Consider the following 20651-nt stretch of genomic DNA (forward strand, 5'->3'; position numbering starts at 1 on the left):
TCCGTACAGTGTTCAAGCGGGGCTATGCTGTGCTGATCGGCGAAGTCGTAGACGCGAGGAGGCAGCGGATGACGAGCACCGGCTCGACGGAGATCACCTCGGTGTGGACCAGGCCCGCGCGGGAACGGCGCGACCAACCCACGCTGAGCCGCGACCAGATCGTCGCCGAGGCCATCGCCCTGCTCGACGCCGAAGGCTTCGACGCATTGAGCATGCGCAAGCTCGGCGCCCGCCTCGGCGCGGGCGCGACCTCGCTGTACACCCATGTGGCGAACAAGGACGAACTGCTCGAACTCGTCGTCGACCAGGTCATCGGCGAAACGCCGACGCCGGCGCCCGATCCCGAACGCTGGCGCGCGGTGATGCACGAACAGGCGAATGGATTGCGCGCGACGATCCTGGCGCACCCATGGATCACCGTGGTGCTGAGCAGCGCGGCGCTGACCTACCTCGGGCCCAACATGATGCGGCTGACCGACTCGATGGTCGCCATCGTGGAAGCAGGCGGCTTCGACGACGAGGTAGTCGATATCGCGACCAACGCCGTATTCCAGTTCATTGCCGGCTCGTGCGGCAACGAGGCCGCGATGATGATGACGGTCGCGCGCAGCGGCCTGTCGACACAGCAGTGGGTGGACCAGGTGATGGCGGCGAGCGAGGCCGCCTCACAGCAGTATCCGCGCCTGCACCGGCGCTATGTCGAGCAGCGTCCGCAGGTGGTCGAGGAAGCGGCCAACGGCGTGATCAGCCGATTCACCCACGCCATCGACCTGATCCTGGACGGCGCGGAAACCCGCCACGCCCGATAGCAGCGCAGGCGAGGTCGACGCGGGTAGCGTTCGATTCGATCGCCGTGCCGCTGACGCTAGGGGTTGTGCGTGCAGTTCACCGAGGTTGTCGAGACCGCAGGCCAGGGGCTGGACGCGGCGGGTGTCGCGGCCATCGTCATCGGCGGGTTGGTCGGCACGATCCGGTTCCTGCGGCAGTTGGCCGCGCACCAAGAGTTCGACCTCGCCTATCGCACCTACCGGCGCGGGCTCGGCCGGGCGATCCTGCTCGGACTGGAATTCCTGGTCGCGGCCGACATCATCCGCACGGTCGCGATCTCACCGACATTCACCAGTGTCGGCGTGCTTGCGCTGATCGTGGGAGTACGAACGTTCCTCAGCTACTCGCTCGAACTCGAATTGACCGGGCAGTGGCCGTGGCAGCGGACGAAATCTAGCGACTGACGTTCGAGCGGTAATACATGTACCCCGCGGGTGCGAGCACACCGCACGCGAACAGCAGCAGGGTGCGGCCGTCGCTGCCGAGCATGATGTCGCCGCCGGGACCGCGTGAGGCGCACACCAGGAACCCGAAGACCCACACCACAATCGGGGCGAAGGTGAAGCCGACCCGATCCGTCACCGATTCCATGCCGTAGACCAGGGCGATGTTGATCGGTGCGGCCAGCAGCGCCACCACCGGAAAGGCCAGTGAGCCGATATACAGGGGCAGGAAAAGCACTTCGACGGCCAAGGTGATCAGCGCTGCGACGAACAGCAGCACGACGATGAGTCCCGAGATCAGCGGATCCGGCAGACCGGGAAGGCGCGAGGACCGCAGCACGGCGGTGGGCTGATCGTGATCGGTCACCATGGGCGTGAGTCTATTCGGCCGAGCCCACCGGCAGCCGCACCGAGTTGATCGCCCGCGATCGGCTATTCAATCGAGACCGGCGAACAGGTCGTGCTCGAACCCGTCGGCACCCACCTGCCCACGCGTGCCGCGCACCAACGTGAAGTGTTCCTCCGGCAGCACCGGCAGCGCGATGTTGTTCGACAGCGCGAATTCCCGGCCACTCGGCGCGACGGTGACCTGCGTGGCGTGCGCGCGCATGGCGGCTCGCTTGGCCGAGACCATATCGGAGACGTCGACCACGGTGGTCACCCCGCTCGTGGACATGGCGGCCAGTTCGGGCTCGATCGGCAGACGCCACCCCGCGGGCAGCGCGCCCGGCAGTTCGTCGACGGTGCGGCGAGCCAGCGCGGCGGTGTGCTGGCGCAGCAGGTCGCCATCGGTGACGGTCCAGTAGAACTTCGGGACATCCCAGCCCTGTTCCGCGGCGGCCGCGACGGCCGCGGTGGTGATCTCGTGCGCGCGAATGTGGTCGGGATGGCCGTAGCCGCCGCGCGGGTCGTAGGTGACGACCACGCGGGGCCGTAGTTCGAGGATCACCGCGACGAGCTCGTCGACGGCGGCGTCACCGGAATTCACGAAGGCGCGTGGATTCGCGGCCGACGGCGTGCCCGCCATACCGGAATCGCGCCACCGGCCGGGGCCGCCGAGGAACCACGGCTCGCCCACGTCCAGGGCCGACAACGCGGCGGTGAGTTCGGCGATGCGATAACCGCCGAGCTGGTCGGCTTCGGCGGCGATCAGGCGCGACCACCGTTCGCCGATGACCTCGCCCTCCTCGCCGAGCGTGCAGGTCACCACGGTCACCGGGATGCCACGGCGGCGATAATGCGCGATTGTGCCGCCCGTAGTGAGGGTTTCGTCGTCAGGATGCGCGTGGACGAGGAGCAGTCCGCCGGTATCGGTCACGGGATCCTCCGCCACTGGGCCGTATCGCCGAAGATGCCGACCTGGATGGCACCCGAGAGCGACACACCGTCGACGCGCGGACCGGCCGCCGCGACGACGTTGTCCTGCACGATCGGCAACACAGTCGCCAGTTCCCACAGCCGGGGCTCGGCTTCGGCCAGGATCCGCGGCACCTCGAACCCACGCAGGGCTTCATCGATCGACGGCTGGATGGTCGGGTCGCACACCCCGCCGATGTTGCTCGGTGCCTGGCGATAAGCCTCGGCCGCGGCCAGTACCGGACCTTCGGCACCGGCCGGTGCGACCGGCGCGCAGCCGTAGCGCGAGGCCAGCGCGGTGGCCGGGTCGCCGCCTGCCATCTCCCAGCCGACGATGGCGTCGATCGAGGATTCGATCAGGTCCTTGCCGTACAGCTCGTCGGCGGCCAAGCCGCGAACACTGGCATCGATTCCGGCACTGCGCAATTGGTCGGCTGCGGTGTTGGCGACAGCCAGCGCCGTCGCGTCCTCGGTGACGGCGCCGATCCGCACCGACAGCCCCTTACCGTTGCGCGCCACCGAGCGCGGACGCGGCGCGGGCGAGGTGGGCGAGCCGGTCTGTGGCGTCTCCGGTGCGCGGCCGTAACCGGCCTCGGCCAGCAATGCGAACGCTTCGTCGGCGGTCATCCGCGGCGGCGCGGTCGGCACGTAGCTGGGGCTCGACGGCGAAAGCACTTGTGCGCGTGCCGGTTCCACCCAGCCGCCGGTTTGCGCGCCGACGGTTGCCAACAGGGCGGGGTCGAGCAGCGCGAGCACCGCCTTGCGGACCCTGGCATCGGCGAGGTCGCCGGAGCGGCCGTTGAGCGCGAGTTGCAGTTCCCGGGCCTGCGGCATGATCGTGGTCCGCACCGACGGGATCGCGGCCAGTTGCGCCTGCGTCGCCACGCCGCCGTGCACGAGCGCCATCTGGGCGTCGCCGGTGCGCAGCGATTCGGCCAGCTGCGAGGGCGTGCCGCCACGACGGAACTGGATCTGATCGGGTGAGGCGGGCGTGCCCCAGAAGCGGTCGTTGCGTTCGAGCAGGATCTCGTCGCGTCCGCGATCGACCGATTTGATGGTGAAACTGCCGCCCGAGACCGGGATCTTGTCGACCAGGCCGCTGGTGAACCCACCCGGCGAATCCTTCACCAGATGCGAGGGCAACAGGTTCGAGAACAGTTCACGCCAGGCGGGATAGGGCTGGGTCATGGTGACCGTGACCGTTTTGCCGCCACCCGAGGACGCCACATCCGAGATGAGCCGGTAGCCGGCCGGATCGACCACACCGGGCTGGCTGATCATCTGCTGCCAGAGGAACCGGAAGTCCTCGGCCGCGATCGGGGCGCCATCGGACCAGTTGGCCTGGTTGCGCAGGGTGTAGGTGATGGTGAAGGGCTCCTGCGCCGTCACATCGGCCGACACGATCAGCGAGGAATCCGGCACCCAGTCGACCAGGCCGGGATGCACGGGGCTCGGCGCGGCGCGGAACGGACTCGGCAGCACCATCGAACTCACCGCACTGGTCACCGGCGACTGATCCGAGCGCAGATGCGGATTGAAACCGATCCCGATGTCGTCGATCGCGACGACCACAGTGTTCTTGCCCGGCTTGGCCTGGGTGGTCTTGGGAGAATCGGAAGACTCGATCGGTGGTGGCGGATTCGCCGTGCAACCGGCCACGACCGCCGTCGAGGCAATCATCGCCAGCACCATCGCCCGCCACCCTGCGCGCCGCCCCGAACTCACTCTGCGCACTCTACCGCGTCAATTCGCGGCTGGCGCCGCTGGGTTGGGCCCTCGTAACCTCGGTCTTCCCTCCCTCCGGGTACTCCTTCGTCGCACCCTCTACTCAGTCCAGACCGAGGCGGGCCAACCCCCGCTGGGCGCTGACAAACGCGAAGTGGGGCGGTGCCGTAGCACCGCCCCACTTTTCGTCTACGCCTTAGTTCGCGGCGGCCTTGTCACGGGCCTTGCGACGCGACAGGTCGCGGGCCCGCTCGTTGGCGCCGAGCACCAGCTTGCGCACGCGAACCACCTCGGGGGTGACCTCGACGCACTCGTCTTCGGTGCAGAACTCCATCGCCAGCTCGAGGTCGAGCTGCAACGGCTTGGCCATGGTCTCGAAGGTGTCCGCGTTGGCGCTGCGCATGTTGGTCAGCTTCTTCTCGCGGGTCACGTTGATATCGAGATCCTCGGCACGCGGGTTGATGCCGACGACCATGCCCTCGTAGGTGTCGGCACCCGGCTCGACGAAGAACTGACCACGGTCGGCCAGCTGGATCATCGCGAACGGGGTGACGCTGCCCGCGCGGTCGGACACCAGCGAACCGGTGTGGCGAGCGCGGATCTCACCGGCCCACGGCGCGTAACCGTGGGAGACGGCGTTGGCGATGCCGGTGCCGCGGGTCTCGGTGAGGAACACGGTGCGGAAGCCGATCAGGCCACGCGACGGGACGATGAACTCCATGCGCACCCAACCGGCGGCGTGGTTGCTCATCTGCACCATCTTGCCCTTGCGGGCGGCCAGCAGCTGGGTGATCGCGCCCAGGTACTCATCGGGGCAGTCGATGGTCAGCTCTTCGAACGGCTCGTGGGTCTTGCCGTCGACCTGCTTGGTAACCACCTGCGGCTTGCCGACGGTCAGCTCGAAGCCTTCGCGACGCATCTGCTCGACCAGGATGGCCAGCGCCAGCTCACCACGACCCTGCACCTCCCAGGCGTCGGGACGGCCGATGTCGAGCACGCGCAGCGACACGTTACCGATGAGCTCGGAATCCAGGCGCGACTTGAGCATGCGGGCGGTGAGCTTGTGGCCCTGCACCCGGCCGACCAGCGGCGAGGTGTTGGTGCCGATGACCACCGAGATGGCGGGCTCGTCGACGGTGATGCGCGGCAGCGCGACCGGGTTCTCCGGATCGGCGAGGGTGTCGCCGATCATGATGTCGGGGATACCGGCGATGGCGACGATGTCGCCGGCCTCGGCGACCTCGCCGGGCTGACGCTCGACACCGATCGTCTGCAGCAGCTCGGTGATCTTGACCGTCTTGGCGCCGTCGGCGTTGATCCAGGTGACGTTCTGACCCTTGCGCAGCTCGCCCGCGTAGATGCGGACCAGGGCCAGACGGCCGAGGAACGCCGACGCGTCGAGGTTGGTGACGTGGGCCTGCAGCGGCGCGTCCTTGTTGCTCTTCGGTGCCGGGATGTAGTCCATCAGCACCTCGAACAGGGCGTCGAGGTTCTCGGCGTCGGGAGCGGAACCGTTTTCCGGCTGCTCCTTGGACGCCTTGCCCTCACGGCCCGAGGCGTAGAGGACCGGCAGGTCCAGCGCCAGCTCGGCGGCTTCGGCGGCCTCGTCGTCGAGGTCGGAGGCCAGGTCGAGCAGCAAGTCGTGCGACTCGGAGACGACCTCGGCGATGCGAGCGTCGGGGCGGTCGGTCTTGTTGACGACCAGGATGACCGGCAGCTTGGCCGCGAGGGCCTTGCGCAGCACGAAGCGGGTCTGGGGCAGCGGGCCCTCGGACGCGTCGACGAGCAGCACGACACCGTCGACCATGGACAGGCCGCGCTCGACCTCGCCACCGAAGTCGGCGTGGCCGGGGGTATCGATCACATTGATGACGGTGAGCGAACCGTCGGCATTATGGCGATGAACCGCGGTGTTCTTTGCGAGAATGGTGATGCCCTTCTCGCGCTCCAGATCACCGGAGTCCATGACTCGGTCGACCAGTTCGGCTCGCTCAGCGAACGCGCCCGACTGACGAAGCATGGCGTCCACCAGCGTCGTCTTGCCGTGGTCGACGTGGGCCACGATGGCGACGTTGCGAAAATCGCGTGAAGACGACACGCCTGGATCCTCCTGCTGTTGGGGTATTTGGCGCGCATTCATCTGGCATCGCGGCCTGTTACATCCTACCGGTACTCCAGTGGCAGTCTCGTGTCAGGCTTTGTACTTAGGCTACGCTAACTCCCATGGGCAAGGTGAAGGCAAAGAAGGTCTCGAGCCTGAAGCCGAAGAAAAAGTGCTGCAGGAAGAAGACGCGCTGCTTCAAATGCCCCGTCGTCATCATGCGAATGAAGAAGGCCGAGGCCGCCGGAACGTGCGGTAAAGATCTCAAAAAGGCCTTGAAGTCGGCGCGCGCGAAGTGAGTGAGGCGTACAACCGAAGTATGGGTACTTCGTTGCTCTCCGCTCCCGAACTCACCATCGCGCTGGCTACCCTGCCGGAGTGGTCGCGCGACGGTGACGCGATCACCCGCACGGTGCAGGCACCGAGCTTCCTCGCCGGAATCGAGACGGTGCGCAAGGTCGCCACGGCGGCCGAGGCGGCCGATCATCATCCCGATATCGATATCCGTTGGCGCACACTGCGTTTCACGCTGAGTACGCATTCGGCGGGCGGGCTGACCTCGCTCGATACGGCGATGGCGCACACCATCGACGACATCGTCGGCTGAGCCTCAGCCAGCGGGCACCTCGGCCGTGCGACGGCCGGGGAGTTGCGCGCGCAGGGTGTCGCGGCCGTGCCAGATCAGCCAGCCGAACAGGACGAACACGCCGATCACATCGACCGCGCCGAGCCAGGCCAGCGGCCACGGGCGCGGGATGGTCCAGATCGTCGGCTGCGCGAACGAGAGCACCCACGGCACGCCGACCAGCATCGTCAACACCCAGAACCCGGCGATGATCCGCGCGACCCGCTCGGCCCGCAGCGGGCCGTAGAGCAGCCACAGCGCGGTCGGGATCAGCCATACCCAGTGGTGCGACCAGGAGATCGGCGAGATCATCAGCCCGAACAGCTGCACCAGCACCAGGGTGCCGAGCCGGTCGTCGGAGTCGAGGGTGCGCCACGCGCACAACGCCAGCACGGCCGTGACCGCGACCGCGGCGAGCCACCACGGCCCCGACTGCACGTCGTGACCGAGGATGCGGCTCAGCGCACCGCGCAGCGACTGGTTCCACACCGAGCCCACCGGGCCGATCCGGTCGGCATCGCCGAGCAAGGTGCCGAAATAGCGCTTCGCCTCGTGGGCATTGATGAGAAAGCTCACAGCGACGGTCAGCCCGAAGGCCGCCGCCGACCACAGCACCGTCGCCCAGCGCCGCCGCGCCACGAAATACAGGCCGGTGATGGCCGGGGTCAGCTTGATCCCGGCGATCACGCCGACGAGGGTGCCCGAGATCCACCAGCGCGCACTGCGCACGGCCAGCATCGCGCCGAGCACCAGGAACACATTGACCTGGCCGTAGTCGATCGTGGTTCGCACCGGCTCGAGCCACACGCCGAGCGCGGTCCAGCCGACGGCCGCGGTGATCCACGGCGTCCGCTTGGCCTTCTCCGCGCCGAGCAGCAGTTCGAAGCTGATCCGGATCACGCCGTAGAGGGCGGCGACCGTGGCCAGCATCCAGCCGACCGCCACGAGGGTGAACGGCAGATAGTGCAGCGGGAAGAACACGAGCGCGGCGAAGGGGGGATAGGTGAACGGCAGCGGGAAGTCCGGCGTCACCTCCGAGTAGGTGAAGTCGTAGAGCCGATCGGTGAGCAGCGCGGCCGAGCCGTCCACGTAGACGTGCAGATCGACCACATTGAGCCCGTTCGGGGCGAAGAGCATCCAGGCCAGCCGGGCGAGCACGGACAGTCCGAGCAGCGCGAGAGCCCATCGGAGGTGTCTGTTCAAGGCCAGGCTTTCGGTCGGATGGGAGGCGTCGCGCGCCATTTCGCGGTGCTCCGCTACTTTAACCAGGCGCCGACCGGTCCCCCGCGACCACCGGCCACGACGACACCATGGGTAACATTTACATCAACATCCCCAGGTGTAACAGCATGCGGGACTAACGTCGATGAACATGGTTTCGGCTGGTGCGCCGCGTTGGGCCCGGCGGCTGTACAACACGGCGGCGTTGTCCTTAGAGTGACCCCCGACATGCTGGGCTCGACAACCCTCGCCCATCGCTCCATCGAGGTAAGGACGGCTGGACAAGTGCTTCGTAGCCGAGGATCGCGGATCGTAACGACCGCTCTCGCCCTTGCGGCAGGCGCCATGCTGGCTGCGCCGGCATCGACCGTCGCCGCGCCCGCGCCCGCCCCGCAGGCGGCGCCGATCAGTGTCCCGATGGTGCCCGAAGGCGTCCCGGTCGACGCGCTAGCCGCCTTCGCCCCCGCGGTGGCCGGACTGGTCGCGGGCCCGGCCGACATCGCCAGCCCGCAGACCGCCCTGCTCGATCAGGCGCGCGTACTGCTGGCCACGCTGAACCTGCCGCCCGCCATCAAGGCCACCCTCGAGCGGATCATCACCTTCCTCGACGGCAGCGGCGGCGGCGGTCCCGAACTCCCGCAGGACGGCCCGGCCATCGCGCAGTTCCTCTACCCGACGATCGGCAAGGGCTGCATCGGCGACGGCGCCGATTCGGTCGGCACCGCGCTCGCGGTCGCCGGTCCGGCGCAGCTGCCCCCGCCCGGCCCCGCCGCCGGGCAGGCCGGTTTCGTGTTCACCGCACTCGGCACCAAGGCGCCGACCGGCGAGCAGAACCCGCCGATGACGGTGCAGTGGCTCAACCTCGACACCCGCCAGTCCGCGATCCAGACGCTGACCGACGAGGCCAAGATCAACCCCGGTGGTCCGGCCACCCTGTCGGCCGTCGCGAACACCGGTCACGGCCGCGTCGTCGCGGTGATCTCGGGTTCGCTCACCACCGCCGCCGAGGGCGCCGCACCGCGCACCTGCACGTTCTTGCCGACCCTGGGCTTCTTCACCGTCTGAGCACGACGCACACTGAGCCCGATTCGTTCCTCGAGAACGGATCGGGCTCAGTTATTTTCGGCTGTTCCCGCGGGCATCGCGATGTGGTAAACCGAGACGATGGCGACCACGCATGGTTCTTCCCGGAACGTTCGGTCGATTCGGAGCAGCCGGTCGATCCTGTCTTATCGGTCCGAAGGGTCGATCCTGTCGATCGGATCGGCCTATTCGGTGCTGTCCATCGGCAGTGTCGGGTCGGTGCTGTCCGTCGGGTCGATCGGGTCGTTCGGGTCGGCGATCTCGTCGCTGTCGTTCGCCAGTATCGGGTCGGCGCTGTCGGGTCTGTCGCGGTGGTCGCTGATGTCGTGGCGCGGGGTGCTCGCCGAACCCGAGATGAGGCCCGCGCTGCGCGTGATGCCCGACGACGAGCCAGATATTCGCTGCGGAGCGACCTGCCACTGCCAGACCTAGTTCACCACTGGCCGTAGTCCTCGGCCAGTACCCGGTTCAGGTCGACGCCGATGCCGTCGATCGCGCGCTTGTCGATCTCGAATTGGTGCAGGTGCGCGGAGCCGTGCACGAAACCTCGCTCGGTACCCCAGTTGTGTTGCCAGAACCAGGAACCGAGGCCCGCGTCGAGTGCGCGGTCGATGGTCGGCGCGTTGGCGTAGATGCCGACGAGTTCGGGTCCGAGCACCGACTGCCAGCCCTCGATATAGGGCGCGATCATCTCGTCGAACTCCTCGACCGAAGGGTTGTCGTCGATGGAGGCGTAGATCGGCGCGGTGTCGGGTCCGCCCGCGGCGACATGGATGGCCCAGCCGCGCTCGGCGTGTTCCTTGCCCGCTTCGAGGCCCCCGCGCCAGTCGGCCGTCGGGCCCTTGCCGAACTGGTAGTTCGACACGATCGACAGACCGTTGGCCCACAGGTCTTCGACCTCGGCGGCCAACAGCGGTTTACCCGCCATCCACTCCGCGCCCGGCCTGCGCTCGGAGACGTAGCGGATGACGCCGATGTGGCCTTCGGAGGCGATCGACGCGGCGGAGGGAACCCCCGCGGCGTAGTCGACCATGGTGCCGAAGGATTGGGCGCGGGCGGGCGCGGCGGCGAGGCCGGCCCCGATCGTGGCCGCGGCGGCGGCGAAGCCGAAGAACTTCCGCCTGGTCACCGGAACAGAACGCATCGCAGGACTCCTTCGCGCAACCCGACCTTCAACCGGCAAGCGAACCCGGCGCGCCTTCCCCGAAAATCGCGCGCCGGGAGTCTAGAACGTGCGATTCATTGCACCACAACCCCAGGGGAACCGCCAGAACCAACGGCAACATTCGCCCCACGAGTCACAGACTCAGGTCGCGCCGTCGATCGCCGCGCCCACGTCGATGGTGCGACCGGTCGGATCGGCCAACTCGGTGCTGACCACCGCGACAACCTGCCCGACGATCTGCCGCTTGATCCCGGCCAGCCGGGCCAGGGTCGCCGCGCGCAGGCCCTTCGCGCTGAATTCCATCGAGATGTCCTCGATCGCGGGTGGCGGCACCTCGATCACGATCTGCAACGGCTCGGCGGCCCTGGCCGTGAGGACCAGCGGAATCTCCAGGTCGGCGCGGTAGTGGTTGGCTTTGAGCACGTCGACGGTGATGTCGAGCCCGACCGGCAATGTCATGTCGAAGATCCGCGGGTCACCCGGCGCGCCGAGGCCGCGATCGACCACGCGCGGCTGCTCGATCGCGCCGCGCACGGTCACCGTGGCCGCGCCGCGCGGACCCTCGGCCAGCGGTCCGATCTCGATCGCACTGCCCGCCAGCTGGCCGACCACACCGTGCACGCGATCCCTGGTGACGATGGTGGTGAAGAAGCGCAGACCGAATTCGCGGTAGTCGATCCACTCGAAGACGGTGTCGTTGCGGTGCGGCGAGCGGTAGCCGTCCAGGATCGCCTCGATATCGAAGACCCGCTCCGAGCGAACCTTCGGATCGCCGACGATGGCGTTGACCCGGTTGGCGACCTCGCGCTGCACCAGGCCCGCGATCGGGTCGAGCAGCATCTCCCACGCACTGTCGATGGCCTCGGCGCGCAGCGTGAAGCTGACATCCTTGGCCATCACCGGTGCGACATCGATCACGACCAGCAGCGGCGCGGCGGTGCGGGCATGCAGCGTGAGCCCGATCTCCACCACGGCGGCCAGGCGCAGTTTGCGTCCACCGAGGACGAGGTTCACGGCCAGGGTCAGCGGGATCCGCACGCCGAAGCTCAGCGCGTCGCCGGGCGTGCGGGTGACCACGGGGGTTCCGAGCGTGCCCTCGGCGACGAAACCGGCCAGTCCGGCGGGCCCGAGGGAGAACGGCCCGATCTTCACGCCACGCCCGGTCATCCCCGACACCGCGGCGGTGATGCGCTCCTCGGTCACCGCGTAGGTGACGAACCGTTCACCGAAATCGGCGTACTCGATCCACATCGGGTCACGACGTGGCTTCTCGCCCACCTTCACACGCACATCGAACACGGTACGTGACGACCGCGAACCCCCTGCTGGTGGCACAACTCCCCCGTCCTGCCGATGAGGGGGAAGCAGGACGGAGGAGCCGGCAACGGCGCTGCCGGGCGCCGCGACATCCATCGTACGGGTATCGGCGTGGTACCGCCGTCCAGGATCACCGCAGTTGTCTTGAGCGCCAATCGATTTCAGAATCTTCCATAACCGACCAGATCGGCGGTCTCAGCCGGTGTGATCGTGCGAACCCGAACCCCGCCCATCTCGTTGCCGCCGATGGTGGTGATCGTGTCGCCCTCGGCCTTCAACACGATGTTGGTGTGCTGACCGAGCGGGCTGTCGGGCCCGTAGAGCACCACGTCGCCGGTGCGCGGCCGGTAGCCGACGTCGGGTCGGGTGAAGCGGCCCACCTGCTGGTAGTACTCCTGCAGCGTGTAGACGCCGGGAATGCGCCAGGAACCGGAGTTCGGGTTGGCCAGCGGCCTGCCCGCCTCGCGCATCGTCCAGCTGACGAAGTCGGCGCACCAGGCCTCCTGAACACCCTCGGCGTACTTCGGGCCGTCACCGGGCTGCTCGTGCTCGCGGCGCAAGACGTCGACGAGCACGATCTGCTGTTCGTCGAGGTGTTCGCTGTCGAGTGCGGGGAACTGATCGCCCCAATCGTGCTGCCACCACACCAGCCCGACGGCCACCACTGTCGCCGCCGCCAGCAGCCCGGAGATTCCGGCGATCCAGGACGTGCGTCGTCCAGGTCGTTCGGCTTGAATCTGCGTCATCGCCCCCCACTCTCGTTCATCCTTCTGACCTATTGGACGAATCACGAGCGCTTTCGGTTCCCGATCACGAGTGTTTTCCGAAGCGGACGGGGCGAGGACCGGATGGACCCCTGCGCCACCCGGGTTTTCAGCCCGGCAATCGCTCTCGGCGCGCACAACCGAGCGCGCGCCGTCCCCTCCGGCGATAATTCGTCCGCGCAGAGGTGGAATCGAACACTATCCGCTCCGGAACACACTGGCCCGACCAGCACTGAACCGAAAATCGGCCGGTGCGCGTTGGTCGAACAACCACGCGCTGTCCCGCCCGGCTGTGATGAGTTTTGCGAAACCTTTACCCTCGGTCAAGCTGGGCGACTGTCCCAATTTGTACCGGCAACCGAAAAGAGGAACACCACGTGGAAGACCCGCACGCGCCGATTGCGCGGTATCTGCGTGAACGCCGCGAATCGTCGGGACTGACCAGGGCGGCGCTGAGCGAGGCGGCAGGCATCTCGCCCGCGCTCATCCAGAAGATCGAACAGGGCACGCGCGTACCGACTTTGGAGGCGCTGACCGCGCTGTTCGACGCGCTGGACGTGCCCGACGTGTTCCGCAACCACCTCGTCGCGCTGTCGCTGTCGCATCGCTACGACGAACCGGCGCCCACCCAGCTCAACGACCTGCCCGCGGCGGATCTGGTTCTGCTGCACAGCCTGCCCCACCCAGCCAGCGTCCAGGTGTACCCGACCTTCGATGTGCTCGCCGTGAACGCGGCGTGGGAGCGGTTCTTTCCCGGGCTGGTCCCCGGCACCACCTTGCTCGAATGGATGCTGCTCGACCCGATCTCCCGCACGGTGGTCATCGAGTGGGCCAAGCAGATCCATCTGAGTGTCTACGGGTTCCGGGTGATGAGCCCGGGCGTGGTGCCGCAGCAGCGGATCGACGAGCTCGTCGCGGCGTGCTCGGCAGCACCGGAGTGGGAGCACCTGTGGACTACCGAGCCGCAACAACCGCACGACATCGACAGCCCGGTCCTGACGCTGCGCGATCCCGGCACCGGGGCGCCGACCCTCATGTCCATGCTCAATTTCGAGTTCGCGCACCCGCGCCGGGAGTGGTCGCTGATCACGTTCTGCCCGGCGACCGAGGAGATCTAGTTCTTGTCGGCCTTGCCCAGCGGAATGCAGGCGGTCAGCACGATCGCGGCCACCGCACCGGCCATCGCGATGAAGAAGGCGGTGTGGAAACCCTCTCGCGACGGCAGCACGTGCGGGCCGAGGTTGATCGTCATGTGCGCGAGCACCACACCCATCACGGCCGCCGACGTCGAGGTGCCGATGGAACGCATCAGCGAGTTGAGGCCGTTGGCGGCGCCGGTCTCGCTCAGCGGCACCGCACCCATGATCAGCGCGGGCATGGCCGCGTATGCCAGGCCGACACCGCCCGCGACGATGACCGCCGACAGCACGATCTGCCACACGGTGTCCATCATGACGACCGCGCACAGGTAGCCGAGCGCGATCACCGCCGAGCCGAGCGCCAGCGTGAACTTCGGCCCCTTCTTCGCCGACAGCCGCGCCGAGACCGGGGACAGCAGCATCATCACCAGACCGGTCGGCGCCATCGCCAGGCCCGCGACCACCATCGACAGCCCGAAACCGTAGCCGGTTTCCTCGGGCGCCATCAGCAACTGCGGGAAGGTCAGGGACATGCCGTAGAGCGAGAAGCCGACCGCGATCGAGGCCATATTGGTGAACAGCACGCGCGGGCGAGCCGACACGCGCAGGTCGACCAGTGGCGAGGACCGGCGCAGTTCATAGGCGCCCCAGCCGAGGAAACTCACCAGCGACAGACCGAACAGCGCGAGGATCGAGCCACTCGCCCAGCCCCAGTCGGCGCCCTTGGTGATGCCGATCAGCAAGGTGAGCAGGGCGATCGACAACCCGACCGCACCACCGAAATCGAAGCGCGACGGCGTGCGCACCGGCGACTCCGGCACGAACACCAACACCAGCACCGCGCACAGCACGCCGAGCCCGGCCGCGGTCCAGAACAGCACGTGCCAGTTCGCGTTCTGCGCGATCAGCGCCGAGAACGGCAGGCCGATGGCACCGCCGACACCGAGGGTCGCACTCATCACGGCCATCGCGCCGCCGACCTTCTCGGGCCGTAGTTCGTCGCGCATGATGCTGATCCCCAGCGGGATCGCGCCCACCGCGACGCCCTGCAGCGACCGGCCGATCACCTCGGGCAGCAGCGAGTTCGCGAGCGCGCAGACCACCGAGCCGACGATCATGAAGCCGAGATTGATGACGAGGATGCGCCGTTTGCCGAACATGTCGCCGAGTCGTCCGGCGATCGGCGTCGAGACCGCACCCGCCAGCAGGGTGGCGGTGACCACCCAGGAGGCATTGGACGCCGAGGTGTTCAGCAGGGTCGGCAGCGACGGAATGATCGGGATGACCAGCGTCTGCATGAGCGAGACGACGATGCCGACCGTGCTGAGCACCGCGATCAGCACGGCGGGGGCCGGGCGGCGGGTTTCGGGGGTGGCCGGGGAGACGTCGGCGGCAGTGACAGACACGAATATGGACGGTACACAGCATGTGCATAGTACACAATTTGGCTCCGGGGTGACCCACGCGACATAGTTGGCACATGTCCGATTCCGGCGCCGCCGACGACACCCCGTTCACCCGCCTGGTGTTCGAGCTGAACCTGATCTCGCGGTACTTCCCCACGACCACCCGCAGGCGCCCCGGTTTCCTGCTCGACCGTTCGGCGTTTCTCATCCTGACCCGGCTCGATCTCGGCGAACCGCTGAGCCTGCGCGAGCTGTCGGAGTCGTTCCAGCTCGACATCTCCACCATCAACCGGCAGGTCGGCGCGATGCTGAAACAGGAACTGGTGCAACGGGTGCCCGATCCGGACGGCGGCGTCGCGCGCAAGATCCAGACCACCGCCGACGGCAAGGCCGCGCTCGCGGCGGACCGGCGGCACCGCAGCAGCGACATCGGCAAGGTCGTCGCCGACTGGGACGATGGCGATGTCACCGAGCTCAGCAGGCTGATGCGCAAGTTCAATCGGTCGGTCGAACAGCTGGAGCAAAACCCGTGGCCCAGACCGCCGCACAGCGAAGGCTGATCGCGCTAGGCTGCGCGGCGTGGTCACTCACCGGTCTACCCGCCCGAGCTGGCTTTCCTGGGACAACTACTTCGTCGGCGTCGGCGGACTGGTCCTCGGTCTGTGCTTCGGCATCTGCGCCGCGCTGATCGCCGGGCCCGGACACAATCTCGCGGCGATCGTCCTCGTCGTGCTCGCCGTGGTCTGCGTCTTGCCCGCGCTGCTGCGCGCGCTCGGCGAACTCAGCGTGTGGGTGCGGCTGGCGATCCTGCTGATCGGCTTCGCGCTACTGCTTCCCGCGATTCTGCTCAGCGGCGAGGTGCGCGACTGGGCGGCCGAGCGCTGGGAAAAGACCTGGAACTAGATGTTGCGCATCGGGACAGACAGCAGCATGCGCAGGGTGTTGTGGATGAACTGCGCCGACTGCCACGTGAGGTAGGCACCGGCCGCCGTCGCCGGACCGACCGACGCCGAACCGGACGCCGAACCCGATGCCAGGTCCGCGGAGCCACTGGCCGAACCCGATGCCGAGCCCGAACCCGGAAGTGCCGCGGCGGTTCCCGCTGAACCGAGCAGTCCGACCAGCACCGCCGCTCCCACCACTGCTACTCGAACGGCATACGGCTTGGACGTTTCACGACCGGACAACATCAGATGGATCCCACTCTGTCGAAATATATTGCGAATGCCCAGTATTCACACCAGAACTCACCGCCAAACCGAATTCGCCCGGATTGCTCCGAATATCGGCCTGCGCGGTGAGTCCGTCGGTTTGCCCGACCCCGTGTCTATGGTGCGCCACAACCAGATCGGCGCACCAGACCACGATTGTCGGGGCATCCGCGTACTGACCGGCCGGTTCGCCGGTGAGGTAGGCAGTTCGCGGCTACGTTCTGTTCTCCGCGCGCTCGCGGGCCGCTTCCGCCAGGTCGGAGCCGCGTTCCCTGGCGACGTCTACCAGGTGCGATCCGCGGGTCCGGGCCGATTCGGCCAGCACAGGGCCCCGCTCCTTGGCGACTTCAGCGAAATGAGCGCCCTTGGTCCGCGCCACCTCGGCGACCTCTGGGCCGCGCTCCTTGGCGACCTCGACCAGGTGCGCACCGCGGTTGCGAATCGCCTCGGCCAGTTGGGGCGCGCGTTCCCTGGCGATCTCGGCCAGCTGCGAACCACGCTCGCTCGCGACCACCGCCAGATGTTCGCCCTGCCCATGGGCCACATCGGCGATCTGCGCGCCCCGAACCTTGGCCGCCGCCGCGAGAGCGGCGCCCTCGGCCGCGATGCGCGGTTCCTCGCGCGAGAACGCCTTGCGAGCCCGCCACCCCAGCGACGGCTTGCCCTCGGTGTCGGACGCCGCGATCATCAATCCGCCGAGCAGTCCGAGATCCTTCAGGAAGCCAACCCGCTTGGCCGCCTTGCGGTCGGGATCGTTCTCGGCCCAGAAGTCCTGCTCGGTGACGGTCCCCGGTACGACAGTCGCGGCGAGCACGAGCGCCGCGGGTCGCGGTGCCCGTCCGGTGGCCAGCAACAACCCACCGACGACCTGCGCCGCGGAGTTGATTCGCACGAATTGACTCGGATCGTCGGGCACCCGCGCGGCCAGCGCGTCGGGCAGACCGGTTCTGCCCTTCTCGGCCAGCGCGTTCGCGGCGTCGGCGCGGGGCTTCTGATTCATCAACCCGTTCACTCCGGCGGCCACGAATGTGGTCCCCAGCAGCGCGCGAGCAATGCGTCGAACAGGCTTGATCGGCATCGTCGATCCCTTCGTGTCTACGACTGGGAAAACGGCTCCCTACATTCGACTACCCGGGTCCCCCCAGGACAAACGATGGACGGAACCGGGCATGCCCTGTCCAGTGGCTAGTGTCGACCGGGTGCCCGACAACACCGTTCAAGCCGCGTATTCGGCCATCCATACCCTCTACATCGAGGTCTGCGGCCACCTCGAATTCCTCGACCCTGAGGACACCACCTTCGCCCGCACCCATCTGTCCCCCGGCCCGGTCCTCGACCTGGGCTGCGGCCCCGGCCACTTCACCAAATTCCTCACCGACGCGGGCATCCCCGCCACCGGCATCGACATGGTCCCCGAATTCATCACCCACGCCCGAACCACCTACCCCGGCGTCCCCTTCGAACTCGGCTCGCTCCGCACCCTGAACGCCCCCACCGATTCCGTCCCCGCCATCCTCGCGTGGTTCTCCCTCATCCACCTCGACCCCACCGAACTCCCCACCGTGCTGGCGGAATTCCACCGAGTACTCACCCCCGGCGGCCGCCTGGTAATCGGCTTCTTCGAATCCACCGACACGGTCGAATCCTTCCCCCACAAAGTGACCACCGCCTACCGCTGGCCCACCGATACCCTCGCCGAGGTTCTCGCCACAGCCGGCTTCACCGAACAGGCCCGCCTCCAACACCCAGCATCCGGCGACGTCCGCTCCCACGCAGCGCTGGCAGTAGCGAAGTCGTCATCCGATACCGACCTGCACCGACTGAGCTAGCTCGCTGAGGACCTGAACACGGCCGAGCTCATGGGCCGCGCATGGTCATGAACGGTCGTGCCTCTCTCGGCCGGCTCAAGCGGCGAGGACCAGCTGGGCGGCTTCGATCCGGTCGGCGCGGTTCACCCGACCGACCAGCCGGGCCACCGCCTCGGCGACCTGCGCGGGCTGCTCGAAGATCACCGAGTGGCCCGCGCCGTCGATCTGCACGAAATCCGCGTAGTCGACGGCGGCGGCCATGGCGACGGAATGGGACGGGGGTGTCATCAGGTCGGCCGAGCCGCACAGGATCAGGGTGGGGATGGTCGAGAGGGTGGACAGGGCGGCGGTGCGGTCGAAGGTCTTGAAGGCGCTCAGGAAGCTGGCCATGGTCACGATCGACGTCGCGTTGTGCATCGCCTCGGCCAGCGTGAGCACACGCTGGCTGACCTTGCGATCACCGAACTCGGCGGCGCGAACGACCGGGGCGAAAACCTTGCAGGCCAGCAGCTTCACGTGCTGCATCAGGCGCGGTGCCCGCCGAACCGCCGCCTGGAAGCCGGCGATGATCGGGTTACGCAGCAGCCGCCCGAAGCCGGCGTCGGCGAGTCCGCTCGCGGCAGTGGCGACGAGCCCGACGCCGACGATGCGGGTCCCCACCTCGTGCCGGTACCGGTCGACGTAGGTCAGCACGGTCATGCCACCCATCGAATGCCCGACCAGCACGACCGGCCCGGTCGGGGCAACGATGTCGAGCACCTCGTGCAGATCATGAGCGAGCTGTTCGATGTTGTAGGTCTGCCTCGACGCCGCGGCGGAGTCACCGTGCCCGCGATGGTCGTAGCAGACGACCTTGGCATCGGAGTGCTCGCGCAACAACGCGTCCCGCACTTCCGCCCACGACTCGGTCCGCAGGCAGTGCCCATGAATCAGGACAACCGTCAGATCCGCGTCCCGCCGACCGTATTCCCGCACCGCGAGCTCCACACCGTCACCGGTCGTCACCGAAACACGACGCTCGCCCGAGTGGGCGATCGAGCTGATGTTCGACATCGGAACCTCCGGTTCGCGTGCGGTGACAGCATCAACTCTGCGCCCGATCAGGTGCCGTTATCAGGACCCCGAGTGCTGGGGCCGCTCCCCCGAGGGTGCGCAGAATCCCACCAAGGTGCCACCCGTCACGGTCCTTGACTAAATTTTCAGTCAGGTTCTACAGTGCTGGTAGCCGGAAGGAGAAGGCAGATGCGACGACGCACGTTCGTCCAGACCACGCTGGCCGCACTCGGCAGTGTGCTGGGCACAGGCTGTGTTGACACCAGCACGACAACCGACGACGGCAGGCCCTGGTTCATGCCAGAGGAGGGGCAGCCACACAAGCGCACCTGGATGGCCTTCGCGGCCGATGAACGGATCTGGGGCGCCGACCTGGTCCCCGAGGTGCAGCGCAATCTGGCCACCATCGCCACCACGATCGCCCGCTTCGAACCGGTCGCCATGCTGGTGCGCCCCGGCGAACTGGCCCAGGCGCAGCGCTTGATCCGCACCGCGAACGTAGAGCTGATCCCCACCGACCTCGACGACCTGTGGATGCGCGACACCGGCCCGGTGTTCGTGCGCAGCGGAAACGCCAAGGCCGGTGTGGATTTCAACATCAACGGCTGGGGCGACAAGCAGGAGTATCGCGCCGACGCGAAGGTCGCGGAGTTCGTCACCGCGCGCGCGGGCGTCGAGACCAGGCACACCGATCTGGTGCTCGAAGGCGGCGCGCTCGAGGTCGACGGCGAGGGCACCGCGATCATCACCGAGAGCTGCGTGCTCAACAGCAATCGCAACCCCGGCTGGAAGAAGCGCGATGTCGAGGAGGAGCTCGACTACCTGCTCGGCATCAAGAAGGTGATCTGGCTGCCCGGCATCGCCGGCCGCGACATCACCGACGGGCACACCGACTTCTACGCCCGCTTCACCGGCCCCGGCGTGGTCGTGGCCGGACTCGACAACGACCCGGACTCCTTCGACTACGACGTCACCCGCCGCCACCTCGACATCCTGCGTGCGGCCACCGACGTCCACGGCCGCCCCGTGCAGGTGGAGGTGCTGACCGGGCCGTCGACCGTGCGTGAACAGTTCGAGAGCGACGACTTCGCCGCCGGCTACATCAACTTCTACGTCTGCAACGGTGCCGTCATCGCTCCCGAGTTCGGCGACCCGGCCGCCGACAGCGCCACCGCGGCCACTCTGACGCGACTGTTCCCCGGCCGCGACGTGGTGCAGATCAATATCGACGGCATCGCCGCTGGTGGCGGTGGCATCCACTGCACCACGCAGCAGGAACCCGTCGACTGAGCCGCGGCCCGCGGGGTGGCCCCCCGGCGCCCCCCCCCCCAGGGGGGAATAGGGTGGGGAACGAGAACCCACAGACAGGGAGCCCCCCACCCCGGGAAAGCGCACGACCGGAGGCG

At 67.8% G+C, this 20651-nt stretch carries 23 protein-coding genes; 11 read left to right on the forward strand and 12 right to left on the reverse strand.

The genetic code is table 11. From position 1 onward, the window contains the following. Positions 1–68 precede the first annotated feature (68 nt). Both ACFXKN_RS17005 and ACFXKN_RS17010 read left to right on the forward strand, forming a co-directional pair. Complete coding sequence (locus ACFXKN_RS17005) at positions 69–809, forward strand: TetR/AcrR family transcriptional regulator (RefSeq protein WP_379433343.1); 741 nt, start codon at positions 69–71, stop codon at positions 807–809. Positions 810–878: 69 nt separating this feature from the next. Next, positions 879–1232 (forward strand): DUF1622 domain-containing protein, encoded by a 354-nt coding sequence (locus ACFXKN_RS17010; protein ID WP_379433344.1) that lies wholly within the window; start codon positions 879–881, stop codon positions 1230–1232. Here the strand turns inward: ACFXKN_RS17010 and ACFXKN_RS17015 are convergent. From ACFXKN_RS17015 to typA, 4 genes are all read right to left on the reverse strand, one after another. Then, on the reverse strand, positions 1222–1641 hold the full coding sequence (locus tag ACFXKN_RS17015) for a hypothetical protein (RefSeq protein ID WP_379433345.1): 420 nt from the start codon (positions 1639–1641) through the stop codon (positions 1222–1224). The two genes, ACFXKN_RS17010 and ACFXKN_RS17015, sit on opposite strands and share 11 nt — an antisense overlap. Positions 1642–1707: 66 nt before the next feature. Further along, entirely contained in the window at positions 1708–2589 is an 882-nt protein-coding gene (gene mshB, locus ACFXKN_RS17020) for an N-acetyl-1-D-myo-inositol-2-amino-2-deoxy-alpha-D-glucopyranoside deacetylase (RefSeq protein WP_379433346.1), read from the reverse strand. Further along, complete coding sequence (locus tag ACFXKN_RS17025; RefSeq protein ID WP_378943055.1) at positions 2586–4319, reverse strand: ABC transporter family substrate-binding protein; 1734 nt, start codon at positions 4317–4319, stop codon at positions 2586–2588. Before ACFXKN_RS17025 ends, mshB begins: the two co-directional genes overlap by 4 nt. Before the next feature lie 229 nt (positions 4320–4548). Next, complete coding sequence (gene typA, locus ACFXKN_RS17030) at positions 4549–6450, reverse strand: translational GTPase TypA (RefSeq protein WP_378940568.1); 1902 nt, start codon at positions 6448–6450, stop codon at positions 4549–4551. A 125-nt stretch (positions 6451–6575) separates the two neighbouring features. On the opposite strand from typA, the gene ACFXKN_RS17035 reads away from it, so the two are divergent. Both ACFXKN_RS17035 and ACFXKN_RS17040 read left to right on the forward strand, forming a co-directional pair. Then, complete coding sequence (locus tag ACFXKN_RS17035) at positions 6576–6752, forward strand: hypothetical protein (RefSeq protein ID WP_378940569.1); 177 nt, start codon at positions 6576–6578, stop codon at positions 6750–6752. A 20-nt stretch (positions 6753–6772) separates the two neighbouring features. After that, positions 6773–7060 carry a 4a-hydroxytetrahydrobiopterin dehydratase gene (locus tag ACFXKN_RS17040; RefSeq protein ID WP_378940570.1) on the forward strand — a complete coding sequence of 96 codons (288 nt, stop codon included), beginning with the start codon at positions 6773–6775 and terminating at the stop codon, positions 7058–7060. Positions 7061–7063: 3 nt separating this feature from the next. Here ACFXKN_RS17040 and ACFXKN_RS17045 read toward each other — a convergent pair whose 3' ends face one another. Continuing rightward, positions 7064–8320, reverse strand: a complete 1257-nt coding sequence (locus ACFXKN_RS17045; RefSeq protein ID WP_378940571.1) for a mannosyltransferase — start codon at positions 8318–8320, stop codon at positions 7064–7066. A gap of 324 nt (positions 8321–8644) precedes the next feature. Between ACFXKN_RS17045 and ACFXKN_RS17050 the strand changes: the two genes are divergently transcribed. Next, on the forward strand, positions 8645–9364 hold the full coding sequence (locus ACFXKN_RS17050) for a hypothetical protein (protein ID WP_378940572.1): 720 nt from the start codon (positions 8645–8647) through the stop codon (positions 9362–9364). 99 nt (positions 9365–9463) lie between these two features. Next, positions 9464–9814 carry a hypothetical protein gene (locus ACFXKN_RS17055; protein WP_378940573.1) on the forward strand — a complete coding sequence of 117 codons (351 nt, stop codon included), beginning with the start codon at positions 9464–9466 and terminating at the stop codon, positions 9812–9814. 1 nt (position 9815) lies between these two features. On the opposite strand, the gene ACFXKN_RS17060 is transcribed toward ACFXKN_RS17055, so the two are convergent. The 3 genes from ACFXKN_RS17060 to ACFXKN_RS17070 form a co-directional block, all read right to left on the reverse strand. Then, complete coding sequence (locus tag ACFXKN_RS17060; RefSeq protein WP_378940574.1) at positions 9816–10526, reverse strand: DUF1906 domain-containing protein; 711 nt, start codon at positions 10524–10526, stop codon at positions 9816–9818. Between the two features lie 162 nt (positions 10527–10688). Continuing rightward, a complete protein-coding gene (locus ACFXKN_RS17065; protein ID WP_378940575.1) occupies positions 10689–11837 on the reverse strand; it encodes a hypothetical protein in 1149 nt (382 codons plus the stop codon). A 188-nt stretch (positions 11838–12025) separates the two neighbouring features. Then, a complete protein-coding gene (locus tag ACFXKN_RS17070) occupies positions 12026–12610 on the reverse strand; it encodes a CHAP domain-containing protein (protein ID WP_378940576.1) in 585 nt (194 codons plus the stop codon). 395 nt (positions 12611–13005) lie between these two features. On the opposite strand from ACFXKN_RS17070, the gene ACFXKN_RS17075 reads away from it, so the two are divergent. Continuing rightward, a complete protein-coding gene (locus tag ACFXKN_RS17075) occupies positions 13006–13746 on the forward strand; it encodes a helix-turn-helix domain-containing protein (protein WP_379433347.1) in 741 nt (246 codons plus the stop codon). Here ACFXKN_RS17075 and ACFXKN_RS17080 read toward each other — a convergent pair. Continuing rightward, on the reverse strand, positions 13743–15179 hold the full coding sequence (locus ACFXKN_RS17080; protein WP_378943062.1) for an MFS transporter: 1437 nt from the start codon (positions 15177–15179) through the stop codon (positions 13743–13745). The genes ACFXKN_RS17075 and ACFXKN_RS17080 overlap by 4 nt on opposite strands. A 68-nt stretch (positions 15180–15247) precedes the next feature. Between ACFXKN_RS17080 and ACFXKN_RS17085 the strand changes: the two genes are divergently transcribed. After that, positions 15248–15733 (forward strand): MarR family winged helix-turn-helix transcriptional regulator, encoded by a 486-nt coding sequence (locus ACFXKN_RS17085; RefSeq protein WP_378940578.1) that lies wholly within the window; start codon positions 15248–15250, stop codon positions 15731–15733. 19 nt (positions 15734–15752) lie between these two features. Continuing rightward, complete coding sequence (locus ACFXKN_RS17090) at positions 15753–16076, forward strand: hypothetical protein (RefSeq protein WP_378940579.1); 324 nt, start codon at positions 15753–15755, stop codon at positions 16074–16076. Here the strand turns inward: ACFXKN_RS17090 and ACFXKN_RS17095 are convergent. Both ACFXKN_RS17095 and ACFXKN_RS17100 read right to left on the reverse strand, forming a co-directional pair. Beyond that, positions 16073–16363: a hypothetical protein gene (locus ACFXKN_RS17095; RefSeq protein WP_378940580.1), complete on the reverse strand. Its 291-nt coding sequence runs from the start codon at positions 16361–16363 to the stop codon at positions 16073–16075. The genes ACFXKN_RS17090 and ACFXKN_RS17095 overlap by 4 nt on opposite strands. 235 nt (positions 16364–16598) lie before the next feature. Continuing rightward, the gene (locus tag ACFXKN_RS17100) at positions 16599–17462 is read right to left on the reverse strand and encodes a DoxX family protein (protein WP_378940581.1); all 864 of its coding nucleotides are present in this window, start codon (positions 17460–17462) and stop codon (positions 16599–16601) included. A 121-nt stretch (positions 17463–17583) separates the two neighbouring features. On the opposite strand from ACFXKN_RS17100, the gene ACFXKN_RS17105 reads away from it, so the two are divergent. Then, positions 17584–18213, forward strand: coding sequence for a class I SAM-dependent methyltransferase (locus ACFXKN_RS17105; protein WP_378940582.1), 630 nt, complete (start codon positions 17584–17586; stop codon positions 18211–18213). 75 nt (positions 18214–18288) lie between these two features. Here the strand turns inward: ACFXKN_RS17105 and ACFXKN_RS17110 are convergent, their stop codons facing one another. Next, positions 18289–19245 (reverse strand): alpha/beta fold hydrolase, encoded by a 957-nt coding sequence (locus ACFXKN_RS17110; protein ID WP_378940583.1) that lies wholly within the window; start codon positions 19243–19245, stop codon positions 18289–18291. A gap of 189 nt (positions 19246–19434) precedes the next feature. Between ACFXKN_RS17110 and ACFXKN_RS17115 the strand changes: the two genes are divergently transcribed. Continuing rightward, positions 19435–20535, forward strand: coding sequence for an agmatine/peptidylarginine deiminase (locus ACFXKN_RS17115; RefSeq protein WP_378940584.1), 1101 nt, complete (start codon positions 19435–19437; stop codon positions 20533–20535). The last annotated feature ends 116 nt before the right edge of the window (positions 20536–20651 follow it).

The sequence above is a fragment of the Nocardia sp. NPDC059195 genome (genome assembly GCF_042754695.1).
Taxonomy (GTDB): domain Bacteria; phylum Actinomycetota; class Actinomycetes; order Mycobacteriales; family Mycobacteriaceae; genus Nocardia.